Source organism: Colwellia sp. RE-S-Sl-9 (genome assembly GCF_048296855.1).
Taxonomy (GTDB): Bacteria; Pseudomonadota; Gammaproteobacteria; order Enterobacterales; family Alteromonadaceae; genus Pseudocolwellia.
Genome location: NZ_CP182631.1, coordinates 4549008 through 4571799, shown reverse-complemented (window position 1 = coordinate 4571799; position 22792 = coordinate 4549008). Strand labels below are relative to the sequence as shown.

Annotated in this window: 17 protein-coding genes; 10 read left to right on the top strand and 7 right to left on the bottom strand. The window is 33.9% G+C overall.

The window, feature by feature from the left end; translation table 11 throughout:
- Positions 1–2: 2 nt before the first annotated feature.
- From ACM9HF_RS19910 to ACM9HF_RS19885, 6 genes are all read right to left on the bottom strand, one after another.
- A complete protein-coding gene (locus ACM9HF_RS19910; RefSeq protein WP_473613284.1) occupies positions 3–1340 on the bottom strand; it encodes a Na(+)-translocating NADH-quinone reductase subunit A in 1338 nt (445 codons plus the stop codon).
- A gap of 341 nt (positions 1341–1681) precedes the next feature.
- Positions 1682–2872 (bottom strand): enoyl-ACP reductase FabV, encoded by a 1191-nt coding sequence (gene fabV, locus ACM9HF_RS19905; RefSeq protein ID WP_077338006.1) that lies wholly within the window; start codon positions 2870–2872, stop codon positions 1682–1684.
- A gap of 210 nt (positions 2873–3082) precedes the next feature.
- Complete coding sequence (locus tag ACM9HF_RS19900; RefSeq protein ID WP_473613283.1) at positions 3083–4189, bottom strand: TRAP transporter substrate-binding protein; 1107 nt, start codon at positions 4187–4189, stop codon at positions 3083–3085.
- A 5-nt stretch (positions 4190–4194) separates the two neighbouring features.
- Complete coding sequence (locus tag ACM9HF_RS19895; protein ID WP_473613282.1) at positions 4195–5580, bottom strand: TRAP transporter large permease; 1386 nt, start codon at positions 5578–5580, stop codon at positions 4195–4197.
- A complete protein-coding gene (locus tag ACM9HF_RS19890) occupies positions 5580–6128 on the bottom strand; it encodes a TRAP transporter small permease subunit (protein ID WP_473613281.1) in 549 nt (182 codons plus the stop codon). The genes ACM9HF_RS19895 and ACM9HF_RS19890 overlap by 1 nt, the downstream gene beginning before the upstream one ends.
- A 151-nt stretch (positions 6129–6279) precedes the next feature.
- Complete coding sequence (locus ACM9HF_RS19885) at positions 6280–6600, bottom strand: BolA/IbaG family iron-sulfur metabolism protein (RefSeq protein WP_473613280.1); 321 nt, start codon at positions 6598–6600, stop codon at positions 6280–6282.
- A 221-nt stretch (positions 6601–6821) separates the two neighbouring features.
- Here ACM9HF_RS19885 and ACM9HF_RS19880 point away from each other — a divergent pair, with 221 nt between their 5' ends.
- The 8 genes from ACM9HF_RS19880 (at position 6822) to ACM9HF_RS19845 (ending at position 16756) form a co-directional block, all read left to right on the top strand.
- Positions 6822–7976 (top strand): methyltransferase, encoded by a 1155-nt coding sequence (locus ACM9HF_RS19880; protein WP_473613279.1) that lies wholly within the window; start codon positions 6822–6824, stop codon positions 7974–7976.
- Positions 7973–8563 (top strand): YajG family lipoprotein, encoded by a 591-nt coding sequence (locus tag ACM9HF_RS19875; protein WP_473613278.1) that lies wholly within the window; start codon positions 7973–7975, stop codon positions 8561–8563. The genes ACM9HF_RS19880 and ACM9HF_RS19875 overlap by 4 nt, the downstream gene beginning before the upstream one ends.
- A gap of 35 nt (positions 8564–8598) precedes the next feature.
- Positions 8599–9195 (top strand): peptidylprolyl isomerase, encoded by a 597-nt coding sequence (locus ACM9HF_RS19870; protein ID WP_473613277.1) that lies wholly within the window; start codon positions 8599–8601, stop codon positions 9193–9195.
- 291 nt (positions 9196–9486) lie between these two features.
- Positions 9487–9816 (top strand): hypothetical protein, encoded by a 330-nt coding sequence (locus tag ACM9HF_RS19865; protein WP_473613276.1) that lies wholly within the window; start codon positions 9487–9489, stop codon positions 9814–9816.
- A gap of 130 nt (positions 9817–9946) precedes the next feature.
- Positions 9947–11542, top strand: a complete 1596-nt coding sequence (locus tag ACM9HF_RS19860) for an AmpG family muropeptide MFS transporter (RefSeq protein WP_473613275.1) — start codon at positions 9947–9949, stop codon at positions 11540–11542.
- 817 nt (positions 11543–12359) lie between these two features.
- Positions 12360–15167, top strand: a complete 2808-nt coding sequence (locus ACM9HF_RS19855; protein WP_473613274.1) for an ATP-binding protein — start codon at positions 12360–12362, stop codon at positions 15165–15167.
- The gene (locus ACM9HF_RS19850) at positions 15160–15504 is read left to right on the top strand and encodes an Hpt domain-containing protein (protein ID WP_473613273.1); all 345 of its coding nucleotides are present in this window, start codon (positions 15160–15162) and stop codon (positions 15502–15504) included. Before ACM9HF_RS19855 ends, ACM9HF_RS19850 begins: the two co-directional genes overlap by 8 nt.
- Positions 15494–16756: a response regulator gene (locus ACM9HF_RS19845; protein ID WP_473613272.1), complete on the top strand. Its 1263-nt coding sequence runs from the start codon at positions 15494–15496 to the stop codon at positions 16754–16756. The genes ACM9HF_RS19850 and ACM9HF_RS19845 overlap by 11 nt, the downstream gene beginning before the upstream one ends.
- 55 nt (positions 16757–16811) lie before the next feature.
- Here the strand turns inward: ACM9HF_RS19845 and ACM9HF_RS19840 are convergent, their stop codons facing one another.
- Entirely contained in the window at positions 16812–19505 is a 2694-nt protein-coding gene (locus tag ACM9HF_RS19840; protein WP_473613271.1) for a CHASE domain-containing protein, read from the bottom strand.
- A gap of 209 nt (positions 19506–19714) precedes the next feature.
- On the opposite strand from ACM9HF_RS19840, the gene tkt reads away from it, so the two are divergent.
- Both tkt and epd read left to right on the top strand, forming a co-directional pair.
- Positions 19715–21694 carry a transketolase gene (gene tkt / locus ACM9HF_RS19835; RefSeq protein WP_473613270.1) on the top strand — a complete coding sequence of 660 codons (1980 nt, stop codon included), beginning with the start codon at positions 19715–19717 and terminating at the stop codon, positions 21692–21694.
- A gap of 58 nt (positions 21695–21752) precedes the next feature.
- The gene (gene epd, locus ACM9HF_RS19830) at positions 21753–22772 is read left to right on the top strand and encodes an erythrose-4-phosphate dehydrogenase (protein WP_473613269.1); all 1020 of its coding nucleotides are present in this window, start codon (positions 21753–21755) and stop codon (positions 22770–22772) included.
- Positions 22773–22792 lie beyond the last annotated feature (20 nt).

The window sequence follows — 22792 nt, the reverse complement described above, 5'->3', positions numbered from 1 at the left end:
GACTAACCTTCCTTCTCAATTATGGTTAGGCAATCACGAAGTAGAACGCCGTAATCTGTTTTGCCTGGACAAACAAACGTACAAAGCGCTAAATCTTCTTCATCTAGCTCTAAAGCACCAAGTTGTTGCGCACTATCGGTATCACCAGCAGCTAAATCACGTAACAACAAAGTTGGTAAAATATCTAATGGCATTACACGTTCGTAGTTTCCAATTGGAACCATTGCTCGCGGACTACCATTGGTTGTAGTTGTCATATTGAATAATTTCTTAGGGAAGAAATGAGACATATATGCACGAGTTACTGAGAATTTATTTGGTCCTGGGTACATATAACCAATAAATTCTTTTTCACGACCTTCTAAAATTAAAGAAATTTGAACGTGGTAACGACCTAAATAACCATGAACACCTTTAGCCGTAGAACCTGATAACAATGAACCAGAAACAACACGTAACTCACCAGGCTTAACTTCATTTTCAGTTAATTCAGCAGTTGAAGCACCTAATAGGGTTCTTACTAAACGAGGATTTTTAGCAGCAGGACCCGCCAATGAAATAACACGCGTACAATCAAGTTCACCAGTAGTAAATAACTTACCAAATGCAATAACGTCTTGGTAACCAAGATGCCAAACAAATTTGTCAGCGCTTACTGGTTTTAAAAAGTGTATTTGCGTACCAACAAGGCCAGCAGGATGTTTACCTGCAAACTCATTTACTTTTACATTAGCTTCAACAGGAATATTCGCTCCTGGTGCTTTGCTAACAAAAATATCGCCTTCAGTTAAGCGTGAAAGAATAATTAAACCTTGTTTAAATGCTTCTGCCTGTTCGTTAATAATAACTTCAGGATCAGCTGCATTTGGGTTTGTATCCATTGCGCTAACAAAAATGGCTGTTGGTGTTGAATCAATAGCAGGAACTTTACTATACGGACGCGTTCGTAATGCTGCCCATAACCCAGAATTAACGAGGTTATTTACAACATCTTGACGATCTAGTTTAGATAGTTCATTTGCTGAGTAGCTTGGAAACGTCTCTTTTTCATTGCCATCTATTTCGATAACAACTGATTGTAAAACACGTTTTTCACCACGGTTGATTTCTTTTACAACACCTGATGCTTGAGCTGTGAATTTAACGCCAGGGTTCTTTTTATCTTCAAAAAGAACCTGACCTTTTTTAACACGATCTTCCACTTTAACAAACATGGTAGGTCGCATACCCACAAACTCTTCACCTAGTGTTGCAACGGTTTTAATGGCATTGCCATCGTGGATCACTTGTTGGGGCGAACCAACTACAGGTACATCCAGACCTTTTTTTATTGTAATCATAAACACTTGCACTACTTTTGATGGGAGTATCAAAATCAAAGATTTTTATTCAAACCATTTACGCATGAACATAACCAGTACAAATAAAAATATTGATTTCAGTGTATTTCAGTAAGAAACAGAGAATAAACTTGTTTCCACTGGCTCTAGGTTAAAATTTTTCTGGCGCGATTTTAGCACAATAATTCAATATCATTCTACGGTCGCTACAACTTTTCATTATAATTTAGGCTAATAAATAATTATTAGCTCAAAATTCACGCAAAAAGTTATATTTTAGTGCAAAAAAAACCGATATTTTAATTATCGGCTTTTCAAATTGGTGCAACCTTGGTTGAAAATTAATCTAAGTGATTAATTTGTACAACAGGGTTTACATCAGCGTCATAATCAACACTATCAACACCAAATCCAAACAGTTTTAAAAATTCTTGATGGTAACCTTCATAGTCAGTTAACTCATCAATAGTGTCGGTATCAACAGTATTCCAAATATCGGTTACACGTTGTTGAACACTGTCTTCTAATTCTTTGTAGTTTTGACGTAAGCGCCCTTCTTCGTCTAAACGAGGCGTTTCACCATAAATATTTTCAACAAATAAATTTTGAATCTGTTCTATACAACCTTCATATGTACCATCAGCTTTCATTACTTTAAACATAGCAGAAATATACAATGGCATAATAGGAATTGCTGAGCTTGCTTGAGTAACTACCGCATTAAGTGAAGTAACGTAAGCTTCGCCTTTAATAGCTTGTGTTGAGGCTTTAATTGCTGATGCTGCACGATCTAAGTCTTCTTTGGCTTTACCAATAGTTGCTTTACCGTAAATAGGCCAAGTTAATTCTTTACCTATGTATGTGTATGCAACTGTTTTAAAGCCTTCTGATAATACGCCTGCTTCATTAAGTGCTTTGATCCAAAGCTCCCAATCGGCTCCACCCATTACGTCGATAGTGCCTTGAATTTCTTCTTCAGAAGCGGCTTCTACAGAAACAGAATCAATAACACGTTTTGAAGTATTTAAATTTTTAGTGGTAACACTTTGACCAATAGGCTTAAGCGTTGAAGAGTATACTTCACCTGTATCAGGATCGGTTCTACGTGGAGATGCTAAACTATAAACAATGAGATCTATTTGGCCTAACTCTTCTTTAATGGTGTTAATCGCTTTAGCTTTTATTTCATGAGAAAAAGCATCACCATTAATGTTTTTAGACCAAAGGCCTGCTTCATCTGCAGCTTTTTGAAAAGCAGCTGTGTTATACCAACCTGCTGAAGCTGTTTTCTTTTCAGTTGGTGGTTTTTCGAAGAAAATACCTAATGTTTTCGCATTATTACCAAAAGCCGCTGTAATTCTAGAAGCTAAACCGTATCCAGTAGATGCACCTATAACCAGTACATTTTTTGGTTTAGTGTTAGCTTGTTCATGTTGCTTAACATAAGCAATTTGTTCATTTACATGAGTATCACAACCTACAGGGTGTGCATTGGTACAGATAAAACCACGAATTTTTGGCTTAATAACCATAAAAAAACCTTATATTTATATATGTTGTCGATTGTTGAGCTCGATAATACTAATCAGATATATGAGTAATCATTTAGCGTGAATTCATCCGTTTAGTATTACTGCTCTTCATTTTAATGGGCATAGTTTACTCTGCTGAAAAAAATAAGAGGTACGAGCAGTTGAATTATGCAAAGTGTAACTAAAACAATCACACTTTGCAGACAAAATTTATCTATGCTGTAAATATTCTTTTAGCGTTAAATCGTTGTAGTCACGAGCTTTTGAAAGAAAGTCTTGGTAAGACTCTAATACTCTAGCAAAGTCTTTATCTTTTTTAGCCTCATCAGCTAAAACGTCTTTTGTGTGCTTTTTTAATGCTAATAATACGTCATCAGGAAATTGTTTTAATTTTACATTGTGCTCATCAACTAACACTTTTAACGCATTACTGTTTCGAGCAGTATATTCATCAAGCATGTCTTGATTAACCGCTTTGGCCGCTATTCTTACTATTTCTTGTAAATCACTTGGCAGCTCATTAAAAGCTTTTTCGTTGATCATAAATTCAAGTGTTGTGCCTGTTTCATGCCATATAGATGAATAGTAATAATCTGCAACTTGATAAAATCCGAACGCTAAGTCGTTATATGGTCCTACCCACTCAGATGCGTCTAAAGCTCCACTTTGCAATGATGAAAAAATTTCTCCACCGGCTAAATTAATAGGAATACCACCCGCACGTTTAAGTACTTCGCCACCTAAACCAGGCATTCTCATTTTTAAGCCTTTAAGATCATCAACCGAATTGATTTCTTTTTTAAACCAACCTGCAAATTGCCCACCTGAATTTCCGCCAGCCATAGGGATAAGACCAAAAGGTTTATACAACTCTTCCCAAAGCTCTAAACCACCACCAAAGTGTAACCAAGCATTCATTTCTGTTGCTGTCATACCAAAAGGAATAGTACTAAACATTTGTGCTGCTGGTATTTTACCTTTCCAGTAATAAGCACCACTATGCCCCATTTCAACGGTACCTTGAGAAACAGTATCAAATACTTCTAATCCCGGTACCAACTCCCCTGCTCCAAATACTTTAACGGTTAAACGTCCAGCACTCATTTTTTCGACGTACTTGGAAAACGTTTCAGGAGCGGTTCCTAAACCAGGAAAATTTTTCGGCCAAGAGGTCACCATTTTCCATTTATAAGTTTTAACTTCGGCTGCTCCAGCTTGAGAAGTTGATTGTTTGTCGCTACCACATCCTGTAATTACAACAGCACTTATTAAGAGTACCGAGCATAAGGAAAACATTTTACTTCTTAGTATATTCATATTTTCTATCCATATATTTTTTGAGGTAACCAGGTTATGAGCTCAGGCCAAATAGCCAAGACACCTAACAAGAATAGTTGTATTAAAATAAAAGGAATAACTCCTTTATAGATTTCGATTGTTTTAAGATTTTTATCTGCAACGCCCCTTAAATAAAACAAAGCAAAACCAAATGGTGGTGTTAAAAAGGATGTTTGTAAGTTAATTGCGATCATTATACCTAACCATATAGGATCAAGCCCCATAGCTAATAATATAGGAGCAACTATAGGCACAACAACAAAAGTGATCTCAATAAAATCTAATATAAAACCTAAAAAGAAAATAATAAGCATTACAACAATTGTTGCACCAATAACACCTCCTGGAATTCCTTCAAATACACTATGAATAAGTTCTTCACCCCCAAAGCCTCTAAAAACTAAAGAGAATAAGCTCGCTCCAATCAAAATAAGAAACACCATAGATGATATTTTTACCGTACTTTGCATAACCGATTGCAGGTTAGGTAAGGTTAACTGTTTTTGCCAAGCAGCTAATATTAATGAGCCAACAGCACCAACTGCAGCCGCTTCAGTAGGCGTTGCATAACCTAATAAAATAGACCCTAAAACACAGCACATTAATAATAGAGGAGGAATAAGCGCAGATAAAAAGATACTCAGCTTTGATTCACCATTCATCAACTTATTCACTTCTTCATCATCAAGGGGTGGAACAGATGAAGGCTTTAAGATAGCTAATGTAATTGTATAAAGAATATAGAGTCCAACAAGTATGAAGCCAGGAATAACGGCACCAGCGAATAAATCGCCCACAGAAACTGTTTTAGGGCTAAAGATCCCCATATTTAACTGTGCTTTTTGATAAGCGCTTGAAAGTACATCACCTAATAAAACTAAAGCGATTGACGGAGGAATAATTTGACCTAATGTACCCGTAGCACAAATAATACCTGAAGAGTATTTAGGGCAGTAACCGCGCTTGAGCATAGTAGGTAACGACAACATTCCCATAGTTACTACGGTAGCCCCAACAATTCCTGTGCTTGCGGCTAATATCATTCCAACTATGATTACTGAAATCCCCAGACCACCGTTTAATTTACCAAACAACAATGTCATTGCATTAAGTAAGTTCTCTGCAATTTTAGAACGCTCTAACATCGCCCCCATAAAAACAAACAAAGGCACTGCAAGTAAGGTTTGGTTATTTACAATACCGAATAATCGACTAGGTAACGCTGATAATATACTGGCATCAAAAATGTCAAAAAACACTCCGACTCCAGCAAAAAGCAACGCCGAGCCAGCTAAAGATAATGCAACGGGATAACCAATAACTAAAACAATACAAACGAATAAAAACATCCACAAAGCAAGGTATTCCATTAACTTACACCCTCGATATTATTTACGGTATCGGTTTTCTCGTTCTTGTATATCAGTACATTTCTGAGTATTTCTGAAATACCTTGAAGAATAAGTGTTATTGAAAAAAGTAATAGAAAGGTTTTACTTATATAAACAAAGGGTAAGCCACCGGGTTGAGATGATGTTTCCATAATGCGCCAAGAAACTAAAACATAGTCCCAGCTAATGTAAAAAATAAAAGTACAAACAGGAATAAGTAAAAAAACAGTACCAAATAAATCCACTAACGCTTTAGTTTTTACTGAGTATTTTTGATAAAAAACATCGATACGTACATGGCCATTTTCTTTCAAAGTATAAGCAGAACCTAAAAGAAAAACTAATCCATGCATATATAAAACAGATTCTTGCATGGCAATCCATCCCATATTAAAACCATACCTAAGTACAACAATAATAAAAGTGATGAGTACCATAAAAAGAGAAAACCAAGAAACAAGCTTGCCGGTTAAATGTGTAAATTTATCAATAAAATGAATAAAAGATTGAATGAGATTATTTCCCATTGAGTGAAAATCCATACATTGTAATTATTATACGGACAAAAATAACAGAATTTCAAAAGTGGAAACATAATTATTTTAAAATAATTATGTTTATGTATTTTTAATCTACAGCTTCTCCCCTCGTATAAGACACACGTCTATGTTAATCCCTTTACGCTATTTTTCTAGTCAGGTTTGAGTTACTCATAAATAAAGGTAAGGATGAAAACCGATATAACCATTCTTTCTCGGTATAAGTATGAAGAGTGAGTACCGAAATACTTTCGATTAATTCTTTGGCTAAAATACTGTTGATGGCTTTATGCCGTTGTTTAATTCTCACCCCCTCAAATATTGTGGATATCATAACGACATTAAAATGAAATTGTTCAGGATCAGGAAAATCAAATAGTAACTTTTCCTTAGTAATATCAATATGCAACGGAGAAAATGCGTTGATAAGTTTCTCTTCTATTAACAATTCAATAGCCATATATTCCCTCATGTTATTTTTATTAACATTACTAATAAGCGTAGCCTATAAAGTAAAATAATCCATCAAATATAAGCAGAATATAGAGCTCTTTTCGCTAAATATGTGTTTAACTTAGATAAATAGTTTTAATTATTTATCTTTAAAGCGACTAGCCGCACTCGTTAATTTTTGACACAATAGACTTCTCCAACATTCACTTTTTCGTTGTAAATTTTAATATGATCAGCCCTTTTATTTTTAATGATAAAAACCTTTTTCTAGATCGTTTCCCTGTAGGACAAGTTAACCGTAGTTTACAAGCCTGGGATGCCGCTGATGAATATTTAATTAATTACTTAAATGAAAATCACCTAACGGATAAGCAACAAAACATACTCGTGTTTAACGATGCTTTTGGCGCACTCACCTGTAACTTATCTCAGCATCATGTATTTTGTGTTAATGATTCATATATAAGTCAGCAAGGGATAAAACTGAATGTAGAACAAAACTACATAAATGCTGAAAGTATTAGCTATTTAACAAGTACTGATGAACTACCAGATAATATTGATTTAATTTTATATAAGATCCCAAAAAGTAAATCATTATTAATTGATCAACTGATGCAAATTAATGAGAAGTACAGCGAAAATACTGTATTTATTGCAGCTGATAGAGCAAAAGAAATTCATAGCTCAACCTTAAAATTATTTGAAAAGCATTTAGGTGCTACAACAACGTCATTAGCCGTAAAGAAAGCTCGCCTTGTTTTTACTCATATAGAAAATAAACCAAACATAGAATCGCCATTTCCAACTTGTTGGGAAATGCCGTCAATACAAAACAAAGATAAAGTATTTTCTATTTCCAATCGTTCTAATGTTTACTCAAGAGAAAAACTTGATATTGGCGCTCGATATTTTATTAATAACCTGCCGAATGTGTCAGCTGGAGCAACAGTTATAGACTTAGGCTGTGGTAATGGTGTTGTCGGATTGTCAGTTTTAGATCAACAACCCGACGCTGAAATTCATTTTTATGATGAATCATTTATGGCGATAAAATCAGCGGAAGAAAATATTAAAACAAACTTCCCAGATTTAGCAGAAAAATGTACATTCAATATTAATGATTGTTTAAGTAGCGTTGAAGGTGGAAGCGTAGATTTAATTTTGTGTAATCCACCTTTTCATCAACAAACAGCAACAACAGATCATATTGCTTGGCAAATGTTTAAAGATAGCCATAGAGTATTAAAAAAGGGAGGCGAGTTACGTATTATAGGTAACCGCCAATTAGCTTATCATATCAAGTTACAGCGAATTTTTGGTAATGAAAAACTCGTTGCTAGTAATGATAAGTTTGTAACTACAGCGGCAATTAAACGATGAAATTAAAATTACTGTTAACCATAACTTTATTAAACATAATAACGGCGTGTACAACTTTACCTCGGCATATTGTGGTGTCGCCTGAGCTGATCGGTTATTCAAAAGGTGTGTATTTTGATAAAAGCATTCAACTCAATATTATCGACCAACGTACAGGTAACCAAGTTGTTCAAATTTTAGAAGATGGTGAGCCAGCTAAACTACTTTCAAGCCAAGATAGTTTAACTAATATAATCAATAAAGCGATAAATCCAGTGTTACGTAAACAAGGTATTACACTTGATCAATATGCCAACATAACCGTTGACATTACTATTGATACGGCTTTAATAACGGTTCAGCAAAGCTTAGTTAACTATACAGCTAAAAATACAATAGCCTTAACCGTTTCTGTATCAAATTCCAACCAAGTCACCACAAAAAGCTTTAATACTGCTGGCAGCAGTGCTGGGCCGTTAGTAGCTGATATTGCTGTGCTAGAGCGAGATTTCAATCACCAACTTGCTTCATTACTTGTAAGAATTGCTAATAGTAATGAAATACAAAATGCGATTAAGCAACAATCAAACAACTCTGATACCTTTTAATTATCTTCTTTTCGTAGCCTAGGCGTTCATTTATTATGCTCAAAACTTTCATCAAACTCATTTTTGCTTTTTGTCTTTTATCTTCCTCCGCTATTAAAGCTAACGACATAAAGATAGACCCTGATAACTTATACCCAAAAGTAAAAATTGAAACATCAATGGGTACAATTATTGTTGAATTAGATAAAGTAAGAGCACCTATTACGGTAGACAACTTTCTTAATTATGTAATTACAGGTGAATACAACGACACTATTTTTCATCGTGTAATTAAAGACTTTATCGTGCAAGGTGGTGGTTATGATAAAGATTTTACTATTAAAAAAGTAAATGAAGATATTGTTAATGAATCTGGCAATGGCTTAAAAAATGAAATAGGCACTATTGCTATGGCAAAAGAATCAAAACCGCATACGGCTAATAGGCAGTTCTTTTTCAATGTGGCTGATAACACCAATTTGGATCCAGGAAGAAGCTGGGGATACGCTGTTTTTGGTAGTATAACTGAAGGTCAAGAAGTACTAGAGGCTATAGCAAAAGTTAAAACCGACTATCATGATGGAATGGGTTGGCAAGATGTTCCGGTTGAACCAGTTATAATAATCAAAGCTACATTGCTACCCACAGAATAAAATAATAACAATAAGATGGTTCTCAAAAAATTAATACAACAAATAAACAGTAACAAAAAAGAACAAAAAACGAAAAAAAACAACACTAAAAGCAACAAGAAAAAGAACAAATCGAACATTATTCAACAAATAAGAATCGATTTTCAAGATAAACTTCTTTGACTTTTACTTTATTTTCAACGATACATATATAACGTATACCACTTAACTATAGGAAATACTGAACTTCATGGAGATTTTAATTCATATAAATTGAATTAAAGAAGACGTCATACTCAAAGAGTAAAATATATGATAATCGAGCAGTTTATCAATGAAAAAATTAAACAAACCATTTATTACATTCAAGCCGTAATAAGTCATTCGTTACATCATTCTGAATTAGATCAATTCATATTAAATACTATGGATGAATGGACTTTACTTAAAATACAAGACGAAACTCCAGCTAATGCAAGAGAAAGAGTTTTTTGGCACCTGATTCACGAAGTAAGCCTTCATGGCGCTCATTCGTTAAATGATAATTTATATTTTAAAAGTGAAATAACAACCTGTGTAGACTTTTTTGCAGGTACAGGTAGCTATCCTTTAGATTGCATAGGCTGGAGACCTATCGCATAATCTTTATAATCTAAAAGACCTAAATTTAACTTATAAATACCACAACATTGTAACAATCCATATAATTAACTTCTTTCATTACAAACAGTCTGATAGGCTTTACCCACCTAACATTATTTGAATATTCTGAATGCCAAGTTCCAACTCCCTTTTCGACACTATTCGTTACTTTAAAGATAAAAGATTACTTAGTATTTTTTGCTTTGGTATTGCTAGCGGCTTTCCTTGGGTTATGACAGGTTCAGCTATGAGTGGCTGGTTAAAAGATGAAGGATTAAGTCGATCAAGTATTGGATTATTTGGTTTAATATTTGTCACTTACAGCATCAATTTTTTATGGTCCCCTTTTGTTGATCGACTCAAAATTCCCTTTATAACGGCAAAGTTTGGCCAACGTCGAAGTTGGATTATGTTTACACAAGTTTTTATTGTGCTCGCAACTTACCAGTTAAGCCAAGTGAATGTATCAAGTCAATTAAGTTTAGTTGCCCTTTTAGGACTAACCATTGCTTTTTTTGGTTCTAGTCAAGACATTGCAATAGATGCCTACCGAATAGATATACTTTCGGGTGACGATAATAACTACATGTCGGCAGGTTCAGCAATGGCTACCGCTGGGTGGTGGACAGGTTTTGCTGGTTTAGGGAGTATTCCTTTTTTATTAGTAGATCAACCAAACTGGACATGGCCTGAAGCGTTCTTTGTTTTATCCATTATTATGGCGATACTTATGTTAACCGCCTTCATAGTAAAAGAACCAGAGACCAATAGAGAAGTAGAATTAGATTCTATTCAAGCAAACTATTTAAATGTGCTTCCCCGACAAGGCCATAAACCTTTATTTATTTTACTTATACTCCCTACTATTTTTGCGTCAATTATTTATGCCAATATAGGCTACCCAGCTTGGCCTGAAAATGTTATTTCTTCAGATTATCGCTTTACCTTTATCACCCTATTTATCGTATTATTGTTATTTATATTCATTCAACAATTAGGTAAGTTAAACTTAACCATTAGACAAAATACTCCATTACATCATTCCCATACACCAAATCATATTCATAGAATTACAGCGTGGCTGTTAACAACATTAGTAGCCCCAATTCAAGAATTTTTCGACAGAAATGGGACTCGCTTAGCGCTTTCTATTTTACTGTTTATTTTCTTATTTAAGTTAGGTGAAGCCTATTTAGGACGAATGTCTATTGTGTTTTATCGTGAAGTGGGATTTTCTAATAGCGATATTGCTTATTATTCAAAAATGATCAACTGGGCAACTACCATCGTTTTTTCTTTAATTGGTAGTGTATTTACTATTCGATACGGCATATTAAAAGGTTTATTTATTGGTGGTATCGCTATGGGGGCAAGCAACCTGTTATTTGCGGTAATGGCATTGGTAGGGCCAAATAAACTATTATTTGCAGCAACGGTTTTTGTAGACGGCTTTACTTCAGCTTGGGGCTCTGTAGCCTTTGTAGCACTTATTTCGGTACTGTGTAATAAAACATTTACCGCCAGCCAATATGCATTAATGGTATCGTTAGGTACATTCGGACGAGTGATGCTTGGTTCTTACTCAGGAATAGTTGTTGATTGGCTTGATGGTAATTGGGCGCTGTTTTTTGTGCTTACAGCCGTTATGGTTATTCCTAGTTTATTGTTTTTATATTTCATTAGAAAACCACTCACGGCATTGATTAATAACAATTCATCTAACTAACCTGAGTTCGGTTCAATAAGGATTTAACTTATTGAAAAATAAAAACAAAAAAACTTATCGCGTCTAGCTTGATGTTTTTACTTAATTCAAGGCAAATTTACGCGTCAATAGCTGACCTATTGCAAGTGAATTTAACGCCGAAGTGATTAAAAACAGCTGCTAGAAAAACATTTATTAAGGCAAACTCAGGTTAACTAGAGCCCTATTAACATGTAGCTAATTAACGCTTTATTTCGTATTCCTTTGAATAGTTAACCTGTATGAGTAAACTTTTAAAGGAATTCAAGTGCGGATAAACATTAGTTGAGCTATGATATTGAAATTACACTTAATAATGAAATCTAACTATGATAAAGCTATTCTTTTTACTCCCCGTATTAATGTGTTTATTCTGGTGGTGGTATATAAATTCTAAAGGTTACACGATAAAACAAGCATGGAAAGGTTTTGCTTACATCATTGCTTTTAACACGATTATTATATTGTTTTTCACCCTAATGCTTTTTATTACCCACTAAAGCCTATAGCATTAATAAAAAACTTAATATCTCCTCTACTTAGGTTATATTTGAGTACTATTCTCAGCCTAACAGTTATGTACTAAACCTCAAAGATTGCCTTATTAATTTAATAAGTTTAACACCACTCGTAATAACCCTTTGACCATTTATTCTTCGTATAAAATAGGTCAATTCATCAATGCGTTTGGTATAAGTTTATTTTTCACATTAATAGATATATCCAATTTAACTGCTATATTTTTATTATCCCCTTTTAATAAATTTTAATTAAAAAATCATTTAATTAGGATATGGTAATGAAATGTGAAGCATGTGAACAATTAAAAAACATCCCTTTTCCATCCATAGCGGTTACTAACAGCTATGGGATAATTGCTTCTAATGAATTAGCATCAAACCTATTAAATATTACATCTGAATTTTCAGAAAACGATTCCTTCTTTGAGTTTTTTTCCCCTTACGACGCTAACTTATCTAATCAGGAATTTATTGATAAATTAGAAGTACAAAGCCACGCCTACTTATCATATAAAGCAGGTAATAATTCAACTATATACAAAGCTAATATAAGTCCTATAAATAATCATAATTATCGTTTGATCATATTGTCGTTAGAAGAGAATTGGCAATATAAATATCAACAAGAAAGCATTTATTTATCAAGGTTAATTAATTCAATTGAAAGTAGTAACGTAGGTATTTGGGAATTAGACATTGCTCAACAATCCGCTCTATTTTCAGCTAAATTTAAAGCGTTACTTCAAATAGGATCCAATGATATATACACATGGGATATGTTTAAAAAAGACATATACCATGAAGACTTAATCTTATTCGAGATATTTCTAAAGTCTCATATTCAGTCAAAATCCCCGTTAAATTTCGAATTTAGAATGACAATAAATCAGAAAAACTATTGGTTTAGCATAAAAGGAGAATTATTTTATGAAAACGGTCAACCTAAAACAATAATTGGAACTCTTACTGATTGCACACTTAACAAAGAAATATTTAATGAATTAAATGATGCCATAGAAAGTAAAAACATTACCATGAAAGCAGGAAAAATAGGTACTTGGTGCATTAAACTTATTGATGATAACTGGCATTATGAATGGGATCACTTTGCCAATGAAATGCTTGGTTTAAACCCTGAAGATATTGGAAAATTAAATAAATGGGTATCAATAATACATCCTGATGATAGAGACGCGATGAAAAATATAACACGCTACTCTTTTAGTACAGGTGAAGATTTATCATTTAAGTACCGTATTATTCTCAAAGACAAATCTATAAAATATTTCCAAAGTATTGGTCGCGCTGTTAGTAATAGTTTAGGCCAAATTTATCGATTAGATGGAATTTGTATCGACGAAACTGAAATTCAAGAAGCAGAACAACAACTTAAAAAATTAAATGCTCAACTTGAAGACCGCGTTTCAGAGCGTACAGCTGAGTTAATAAAAGCCAAAGAAGATGCCGAAAACGCAAGTCAAATAAAATCAGATTTCCTTTCGATGATGAGCCACGAGCTAAGAACCCCCATGAATGGTGTTATTGGTTCTTTAGACTTGCTCACAGGAACTAAACAAACATTAGAGTCAAAAGACTTAATAGATACAGCAAAAACCTCTGCAGAAAACCTTGTGTTTATTCTGAATGATATATTAGACATTAACAAAATTGAGGCGGGTAAACTTGAGTTAGAAGAACGTATTTTTTCAATATCAGAAATTATTGATAATGTGATTAAAGTGTTTATACCTGTTGCAATTAAAAGAGACATATCTTTGCAGGTTTATGAAGATCCAAATACGCCCATGTTTATTAAGGGCGACCCAATGAGAGTACGACAAATTCTTTTTAACCTTTTAGGTAACGCCCTAAAATTCACCAGTTCATCTATCAAAAAACCTGGAAAAGTTAGCCTTAAAACAACGGTAACCCAAAAAAATAAAAGTACTAGCATCATCAGCTTAAAAATTATCGACAATGGTATTGGTATAGACAAAAAAACCCAAGAAAAGCTTTTTAACCCCTTTACGCAAGCTGAACGTTCCACGACACGAAAATATGGTGGCACCGGATTAGGGCTTGCCATTTGTGGCAAGCTTACCGAGATAATGGGCGGAAGAATAACTTTAACCAGTGAAAAAGGTAAAGGTTCTTGTTTTGATGCAGAAATCCCCTTCTTGAAGTCTCAAGAAACACGAGCAATGGATATTGAATCTCTATCTAACATTAAAATTTCAATCATCGATTGCAACGAAAAATCTAAAAATAAGGCGGAGATGTTTAGTCAATATTTAGAATACGAAGGCGCTGATGTTAATGCATACACATTAAATGACTACGTCAAAAGAAACGATGATTACGATGTGTTATTTATTTTATTAAATGAAGATGAAAACAATATTAATACTGTTTTAAATTTACTAGAAAGTATTAATAACAAAAGTCGCATTACCATTGCTGTAAATAGAAAAGCAATAGATGAAACACGAAAAACCTTTAAAAACATCAGGGTTATTTGCTCTGAACCTATGACGAGAATTCAATTAGTGCAATGCATACAACATACATGGCAAAGCCGTTTTGAACTAAACCTTGACGAGTTAGATTTAAGCTCTTTAGAACTTGAAGCAGATAATGACGCTATGGAATTAGATGAACTCGATTTCGATTTTGATGTAGCAACTGAAAAAGATGATAAAAAAACAATTCATGCCGATATATTGGTTGTTGAAGACAACCCTTTAAATCAAAAACTTATCGTAAAGCAACTAGAACGATTAGGGTATCACTGTGAGCTTGCCGACGACGGACTACAAGGGAAACTAATGTGGGAAGAAGGCACCTATCAACTGATTTTAACCGATTGTCATATGCCCAATATAGACGGTTATGAAATGACAAAACAAATTAGAGCGATTGAAAAAACTAAACAAAAAAAAGCAACGCCAATTATTGCCGTAACAGGAGCAGCAATGAGTGGTGATGCTGAATATTGTATCGCTTCAGGAATGAACGATTTTTTAAGTAAACCTATTCAATTATCTGATTTAAGAACAATGTTAAAAAAGTGGTACTTACATGAATAGTCAATTAAAAATAGTTAATAAAAACACCATGTTTGAGCTTGTTGGTGATGACGCCGAATTAATAAAAAGATTCCAAATAGAATTTTTACAGCAAGCTAAGCAATCTATAGCTAAACTTAGTAATGCTTATAGTGAAACTGATTTTAAGTTAATGAAAGAAGAGGCGCATTTTTTAAAAACATCAGCCAAAGCAATAGGGGCTGAACAAACAGCTGATTATTTACAAAAGTTAGAAGATATATCTGTGCTTAACGATAAAAACAAATGCAAGGAACTCATTATTTTAATTAATAACTCAATTAAGCAAGTCTACGGAGTAATAAAAAATGAAGTCTAAGCCCTTACCTGTTGGGAGTCGTCACCCCAAAGTAGTGATGATTATTGATAGTGATGAAGATACATCAGGTGCTGCTAATATTTTAGCAACACACATTGATGAATATAGAACAGTAAATTTAGATGACGATACTGCTGAATACTTAAATCAAGTAGCACCTTCTGTAATTTTATTTGCTCTATCAAACGTAGAGAAATCAGTTGAATATTACAAATATCTAGTGGAAGAATCGCAACTTAATCATATACATTACAGCATCGTACTATGTAACAACAAAGAGTCTTCTTTAGCCTTTAGGTGTTGCATGAAAAATCTTTTTGACAATTACTTTGTATATCAACCGCTATATGAAAGATTAAGATTACTCATGGTAGTACAAAGCGGCTTGATAGAAACTCAAACCGACAGTCAAATTGAAACAGAAAGTGAGGAGTTATGCGAACAAATAGATGATGAACTTTCTGCTTTAATCGATGAAGGTAGCCGATGTAAACAACATTTGTTAAAAAAAATATCACAAAGTAGTGAAGATATATCTAAAATTTCCAAGTCTGATTTAACAAAAAACGCTCAAGAAAATAACAGTCATCAGGATATGTTAGATAATATTACCCAAGAACATGTACACCCCCTATTACATCTACTTGAAGAAGATATCCGTAAAAGTCTCGATAGTATAATCGCACAACTTATTTCACAGCAAGAATCACTAAAAGAAAGTCTGCCAGTTAAAAAGCAAAAAAGAAAAGGCTTAATCACTCACGTCGCCTCAATTAAAAAAAGAGATAACACTGAACAAAGCAACGATGAATTAAATGAAGATGAGTCAATTAACGTAGAAAAAACCACAATCAAAAACGTATTAACTCACTCCATTTTAGTAGTAGAAGACAACAAGCTATATCGAGATATGATATCGAATGTACTGTCAAAAGAAAATTACCACGTAGACGAAGCTGAGGATGGCCTGTGTGCGTTAGATAAAATTAAAAAAGGTCGTTATGATTTAATTCTTATGGATTTATTTATGCCAAATTTAGATGGTTTAAATGCAACGAAAAAGATCCGTCAATTATCAGAGGGAATAGATACTCCAGTCATCGCATTAACAGGTAATAAAAATAAAGAACTTGTTAAAAAGTGGGCTCACTATGGTTTAAAAGGCTACATCATAAAACCGTCAACTAAAAGTGAAATCCTATCGGTTGTGAAAAAGAACTTAGCAGTGACAAAAGAACATCTTGATGCTTAATTTATAATAGGGAAATAACTTAGGCTATTTAAATAATTAATCAAATTTTATAACACTATTTCATATAATTAGATAATAAACCCCGTAAGTTCTCAGTTGTCATGGGTAGTACCATATACGAAGTGAATTTATGATTAACCAAAGATAGCAGCTTATTATCTAATGCCTGATGAAAAAGAGCTATGGTTGGAAGATGTGAAAACTCACCACTCAAAGGGCTAGGTACTGCAGTTAAATCGATATTATTTTCTGAACAATCAAAAATAATCAAATGATATTTTTTGCTTGTAAGTTTTGATTCTATGTCTTTCATATCACTAATAACGTCAACATAATATTTTAAAGACACGAGTTGTCGATACAAGTTTTTATTGGTTTTATTTTTACCTTCTATATACAGAATACGCTTAACATCTAAAATCGCATTGTTATTAATAGAAGGTATATTAAAGCGCCCTAACCCAAGCTCTTGCTCTTGTGATATTTTAACCTTAACAGACACATGCACCATAGACTCACCAGAAGGGAGTTGAGCAATATTTATATTGCCACCTAGCTTATTACAAAGCTCTTTTGCCATTTCCATTCTAAGATTAAACTTTATACCATCAGGGTTATTATTTAAAACGACAGAAGAATCTTGAAGAGAATTATTTGCCCTTAAAGCATGTAATACAAACACTATAGTTGCACTATTTTGATGATGAAAATGAACTTTGACCGAAATACAAATATTATTATTATCAAGCAGCTCTTTTGCATTTTCTGCGCAGGTAATGAAGACTTGTTGCAAACGTAGTTCGTCTGACTCAATAAAGTGTGGTACATCTTCTTGAATTAAAAACTTAATATTTTTAGCCTGCGCTTCTACAATTTCTTCCATTCTTTTTAAAAACAAAAGAAAATCAAACGATTGATTATTAAGCGTTAATCTACCTGATTCAATACTCGAAAGTTCATTTAAAGTATCAATTAATTGTTCTAAATTAAGGGCTGCATTTGAAATATTATCGATATATTCTTTTTCAGTATCTCCTAATTTTTTCTTTGGAAATACTTCCACTAAACGTTTAATAACACTTAAAGGCACACGTAATTCAATACTTAAAGATTGTAAAAAATCTGTTTTTGCTTGATTTTCATTATCAGATTTTTCTTTAGATAAAATAAGTTCACGAGTTTTTTGAGTCACCTTGTTACTCAATTCGGTAGAGTAAGCAGCCATCATTAAAATCAATAATTGAAAAACCAAACCTCCAAATGTACCACCAAATAACATAGCCCAAGTTTGCCATGTTTTATCCTGCAGCACCCAAGTATGCTTCTCGGAAATTTGATAATGCCACTTCCGGGAAAATACACGGATATCATCTTCACTCACAAGCTTATTATTTGTATTAACCTCTTCCCCTATAATAGTAAAATAATCTTGATTATTAGCATCCTTTATTAATAAATTAACATCATGTTCAGTGATGAAACGGTTAATATTATTAAAAAAAGATGAAATCCTTACTACAGCAACAACAACACCTGAAGTAGAGCTTTTTCCCTTTTGATTGAACTCTCCAAAACTAGGGGTTAAATTACTATTATATACAGGTAAAACAATCAAAACAGCGGGGTTAGAAAAGTCACCTTCAATCATATTAATAGGTAATGTTGCTGATATCTCTCCTGTATTTATTGCCGTTTCTATCGCATTTTTTTTATCTATATGACTAAATAAATCAATACCTAATATTTCTTCATTTTGATATCGAGGAAATACATATTGAACAGGCATATACATAGGTGCATCAGTAAGTTTAACGGTATTCCCCATAAGTGTTTGTTGACTAATAACATAATGAGTATCTAACACCTTAGACATATATTTTTCATAACTATCTCTATGATTATTCTTCACAACCGGTGCCCACTCAAACGATTCAACAATAGAAAAATCGTTTAAAATATGAGCTGAAAATTGATTGAAAGATTCTAAGTTAATTGATCGACTCGCTTCAAAGTAAGCTTTTAAGGCATTCAATTGTTCTTCAATTAGCATTAACTTACGATCAAGTTCAATCATTATATGAGTATGGGCTTTATAAAAATCATCATTACGATAATGTTGATGTTGGTCCTGAAAGATTTTAAATAACAACGCAATAGACAGCCCTCCTAAAATAGAAGATGTCATAACAAATAGCTGCTTACTTTTATTGAAGTTATGTTCTTTTTTAAGGAATAATAAAACAGGAATAATAAAGATTGAGACAAGAATGCTCATCGACCAAGTGCGACAAAAAATATAAAACAAATTCACATCAAATGTTTTAACTGATAAAACCGCAATGAGTACCGAAGCAAAAGCAGAAACTAAAGAAACAATGGGTCCAATCTTAAACATAAAGATTGATAACTTGATACGACTGTCTAACCATTGCCCTTGACTCACCATTTGATGAGTTAATTTTTTCGCCCAAAGAGCTTGTAAACAAGTTGCTAATAACGAAATCATTACAACCGCTAGATCAAACTCAACCGACAAATAAAAAAATAAAAATGTATTAAAAATAATACTCGCTAAAACGATCGAAAAAAGATGACGAGCTCCCCATAAGATTATGATCGCACTTGCAATACCCGCCGAAGATCCTAAAAAAACAATCATGGAAAATGGTTTAATCATCATGATGGTTAATAGAGATACAGCTATATACATGCAAATAGCAAATACCGGCTGATAAATTTGTTTTTTCATAAAGAGTTAATGAATAAAAAGCTAAAAAGTGAGTCATTAATATACTGATAATCACCTAAAATTTATAGGTATATTTCATTTTCATACTCAAAAATGATATGTCTTTACAAATAAAATATAACAAATAGCAGAATAACATTTGAGTTATAGGTACGTTCAGGTGAAAATGCACATATTTATAAATCCTATCAATTCTAAGCGGAGTAATTATGACATCTCGTCAAGAACTAGCGAACGCAATACGAGCATTAAGTATGGATGCTGTTCAAAAAGCAAAATCAGGTCACCCAGGTGCACCTATGGGTATGGCTGATATAGCTGAAGTTTTATGGCGTGATTTTTTAAATCATAATCCAACGGATCCAAAATGGGTAAACCGAGACAGATTTGTTTTGTCTAACGGCCACGGCTCAATGCTTATTTATTCTCTATTACATTTAACTGGTTATGACGTATCACTAGATGATTTAAAAAACTTCCGTCAATTACATTCTAAAACACCTGGTCATCCTGAGTACGGTTATACTCCAGGCGTTGAAACAACGACAGGCCCTTTAGGTGCTGGTATTTCTAACGCTGTAGGCATGGCGATTGCTGAAAAAACGTTAGCGGCGCAATTTAACCGTGAAGATCATGCGATTGTTGATCACTTTACATACTGTTTCTTAGGTGACGGTTGTTTAATGGAAGGTATTTCTCATGAAGTATGTTCATTAGCAGGTACTTTAGGCTTAGGTAAACTTATCGCATTTTGGGATGACAACGGTATTTCAATTGATGGTGAAGTTGAAGGTTGGTTTACAGACAATACACCAGAAAGATTTGCTTCATACGGCTGGCATGTGATCAGTGTAGACGGTCATAACCCTGAGCAAATTACAGCAGCAATTGCAGAAGCCAAATCAGTTACTGACAAACCAACCATGATTTGTTGTAAAACAATTATAGGTTTTGGTTCACCAAACAAATCAGGTAGTCATGATTGTCATGGCGCACCTTTAGGTGACGACGAAATTGCAGCAACACGTGAATTTTTAAATTGGCCACATGCTCCGTTTACTATCCCTGCAGATATTGCAGCACAATGGAACCAACAAGAAAAAGGCCAAACTAAACAAGCACAATGGAACGATGCATTTTCAGCCTATAAAACAGCTTACCCTGAATTAGCAGCAGAATATGAACGTCGTGTTATCAAAGGTGACTTACCTGCTGAGTTTGAACAAAAAGCCAATGAATATATCGCACAATGCCAAGATAAAGCTGAAAACATAGCATCTCGCAAAGCATCTCAAAACGCTATCGAAGCCTTTGGTCAAATATTGCCTGAATTATTAGGTGGCTCCGCTGATTTAGCCGGTTCAAACTTAACATTATGGTCTGGTTCAAAAGGTATTCAAGAAGATACTGCAGGTAACTACATTTTTTACGGCGTACGTGAATTTGGTATGAGCGGCATTATGAATGGTATTTCTTTGCACGGTGGTTTTATTAACTACGGCGCAACTTTCATGATGTTCATGGAATACGCTAGAAACGCAGTACGTATGTCAGCACTTATGGGCATTCAGAATATTTTTGTTTATACGCATGATTCAATTGGTCAAGGTGAAGATGGTCCAACACATCAACCTGTAGAACAATTAGCTAATTTACGTAACACACCTAACATGGTGACATGGCGTCCAGCTGATGCAACTGAGTCTGCAGTAGCATGGAAAAACGCTATTCAACGTCAAAATGCCCCTACATCACTTATCTTTTCACGCCAAGGTTTACCTGCTCAATCAAGAACAACTGAACAAGTAAATAACATAGCTAAAGGTGCTTATATATTAAAAGACAGTGCTGGTACACCTGAGGTTATTTTAATTGCTACAGGTTCTGAAGTTGGTATAGCAATGCAAGCAGCTGAACAACTAGGCGATAAAGTTCGCGTAGTATCAATGCCATCAACAAGCATTTTTGATGAGCAAGATGCTGCATACAAAGAAGCCGTTTTACCATCTAGCGTTACCAAAAGAGTTTCTATTGAAGCTGCTCATACTGATTTTTGGTACAAGTATGTTGGCTTTGCTGGAAAAATCATCGGCATGACAACATTCGGTGAGTCTGCTCCTGGCAATGTATTATTAGAGCACTTTGGTTTTACAGTAGACAATATTGTTAAAACAGTTAAAAGTCTTTAATTTAAATCCTTAAACAAAAGAACCTGTTTTTCAGGTTCTTTTTTATTTTGTAGTTTCTATGTCTATAAATATCGCCATAAATGGTTTTGGAAGAATTGGTCGCAACGTTGCTCGCGCTTTATTTGAAAGCAATAGATCAGATGAATTTAATCTGGTCGCTATTAATGAAATTGCAACACCCGAAGGTATTGCTCACTTATTAAAATACGATTCAACTCACGGACGCTTCTCTTTTCCTGTAGAACTTCACAATGAGCATTTACTAATAAATGGTAAACTCACTCACTTATCTCACGAAAAACAATTATCTAGTCTTCCTTGGGCTAAACACCAAGTAGATATAGTACTTGAATGTACAGGTAAATTTGATCAATACGATCAAGGTGAACAACACTTAAAACAAGGTGCGAAAAAAGTATTGTATTCACACCCTGCTTCAAGTGATGCAGAAGTTGACGCGACTATTATCTATGGTGTTAACCACCACCTTTTATCTCAAAAACATAATATTGTTTCTAATGGCTCTTGCACAACTAACTGCGTAGTACCTGTTATTAATGCTATTGATGATGCTTTTGGTGTTGAAAGTGGAACAATAACCACTATTCACTCTTCAATGCATGATCAACAAGTTATTGATGCTTATCATCCTGATTTAAGAAGAGCCAGAGCGGCAAGTCATTCTATTATTCCTGTAGATACTAAACTTGCTGTTGGTATTGAGAGGATATTACCTAAGTTTTCAGGCCGTTTTGAAGCCATTGCCGTACGAGTACCAACCATAAATGTAACAGCAATGGATTTAAGCTTAACCGTATCTAAAGATGTTGATATAAAAGCAATTAACCAAGCAATACAGAACAGTAAAAATAATGGCCTACAAGGCATATTAGGGTATACCGAAGAACCGTTAGTTTCTGTTGATTTTAATCATGATCCACATTCATGTATCGTCGATGGTAACCAAACACGTGTTAGTCATAAACGCCTAGTTAAACTATTAATATGGTGTGACAACGAATGGGGCTTTGCTAACAGAATGTTAGATACCGCAAGCGTTATGGCTAAGTATCTTTAAAACAAAGCTACACATAAACA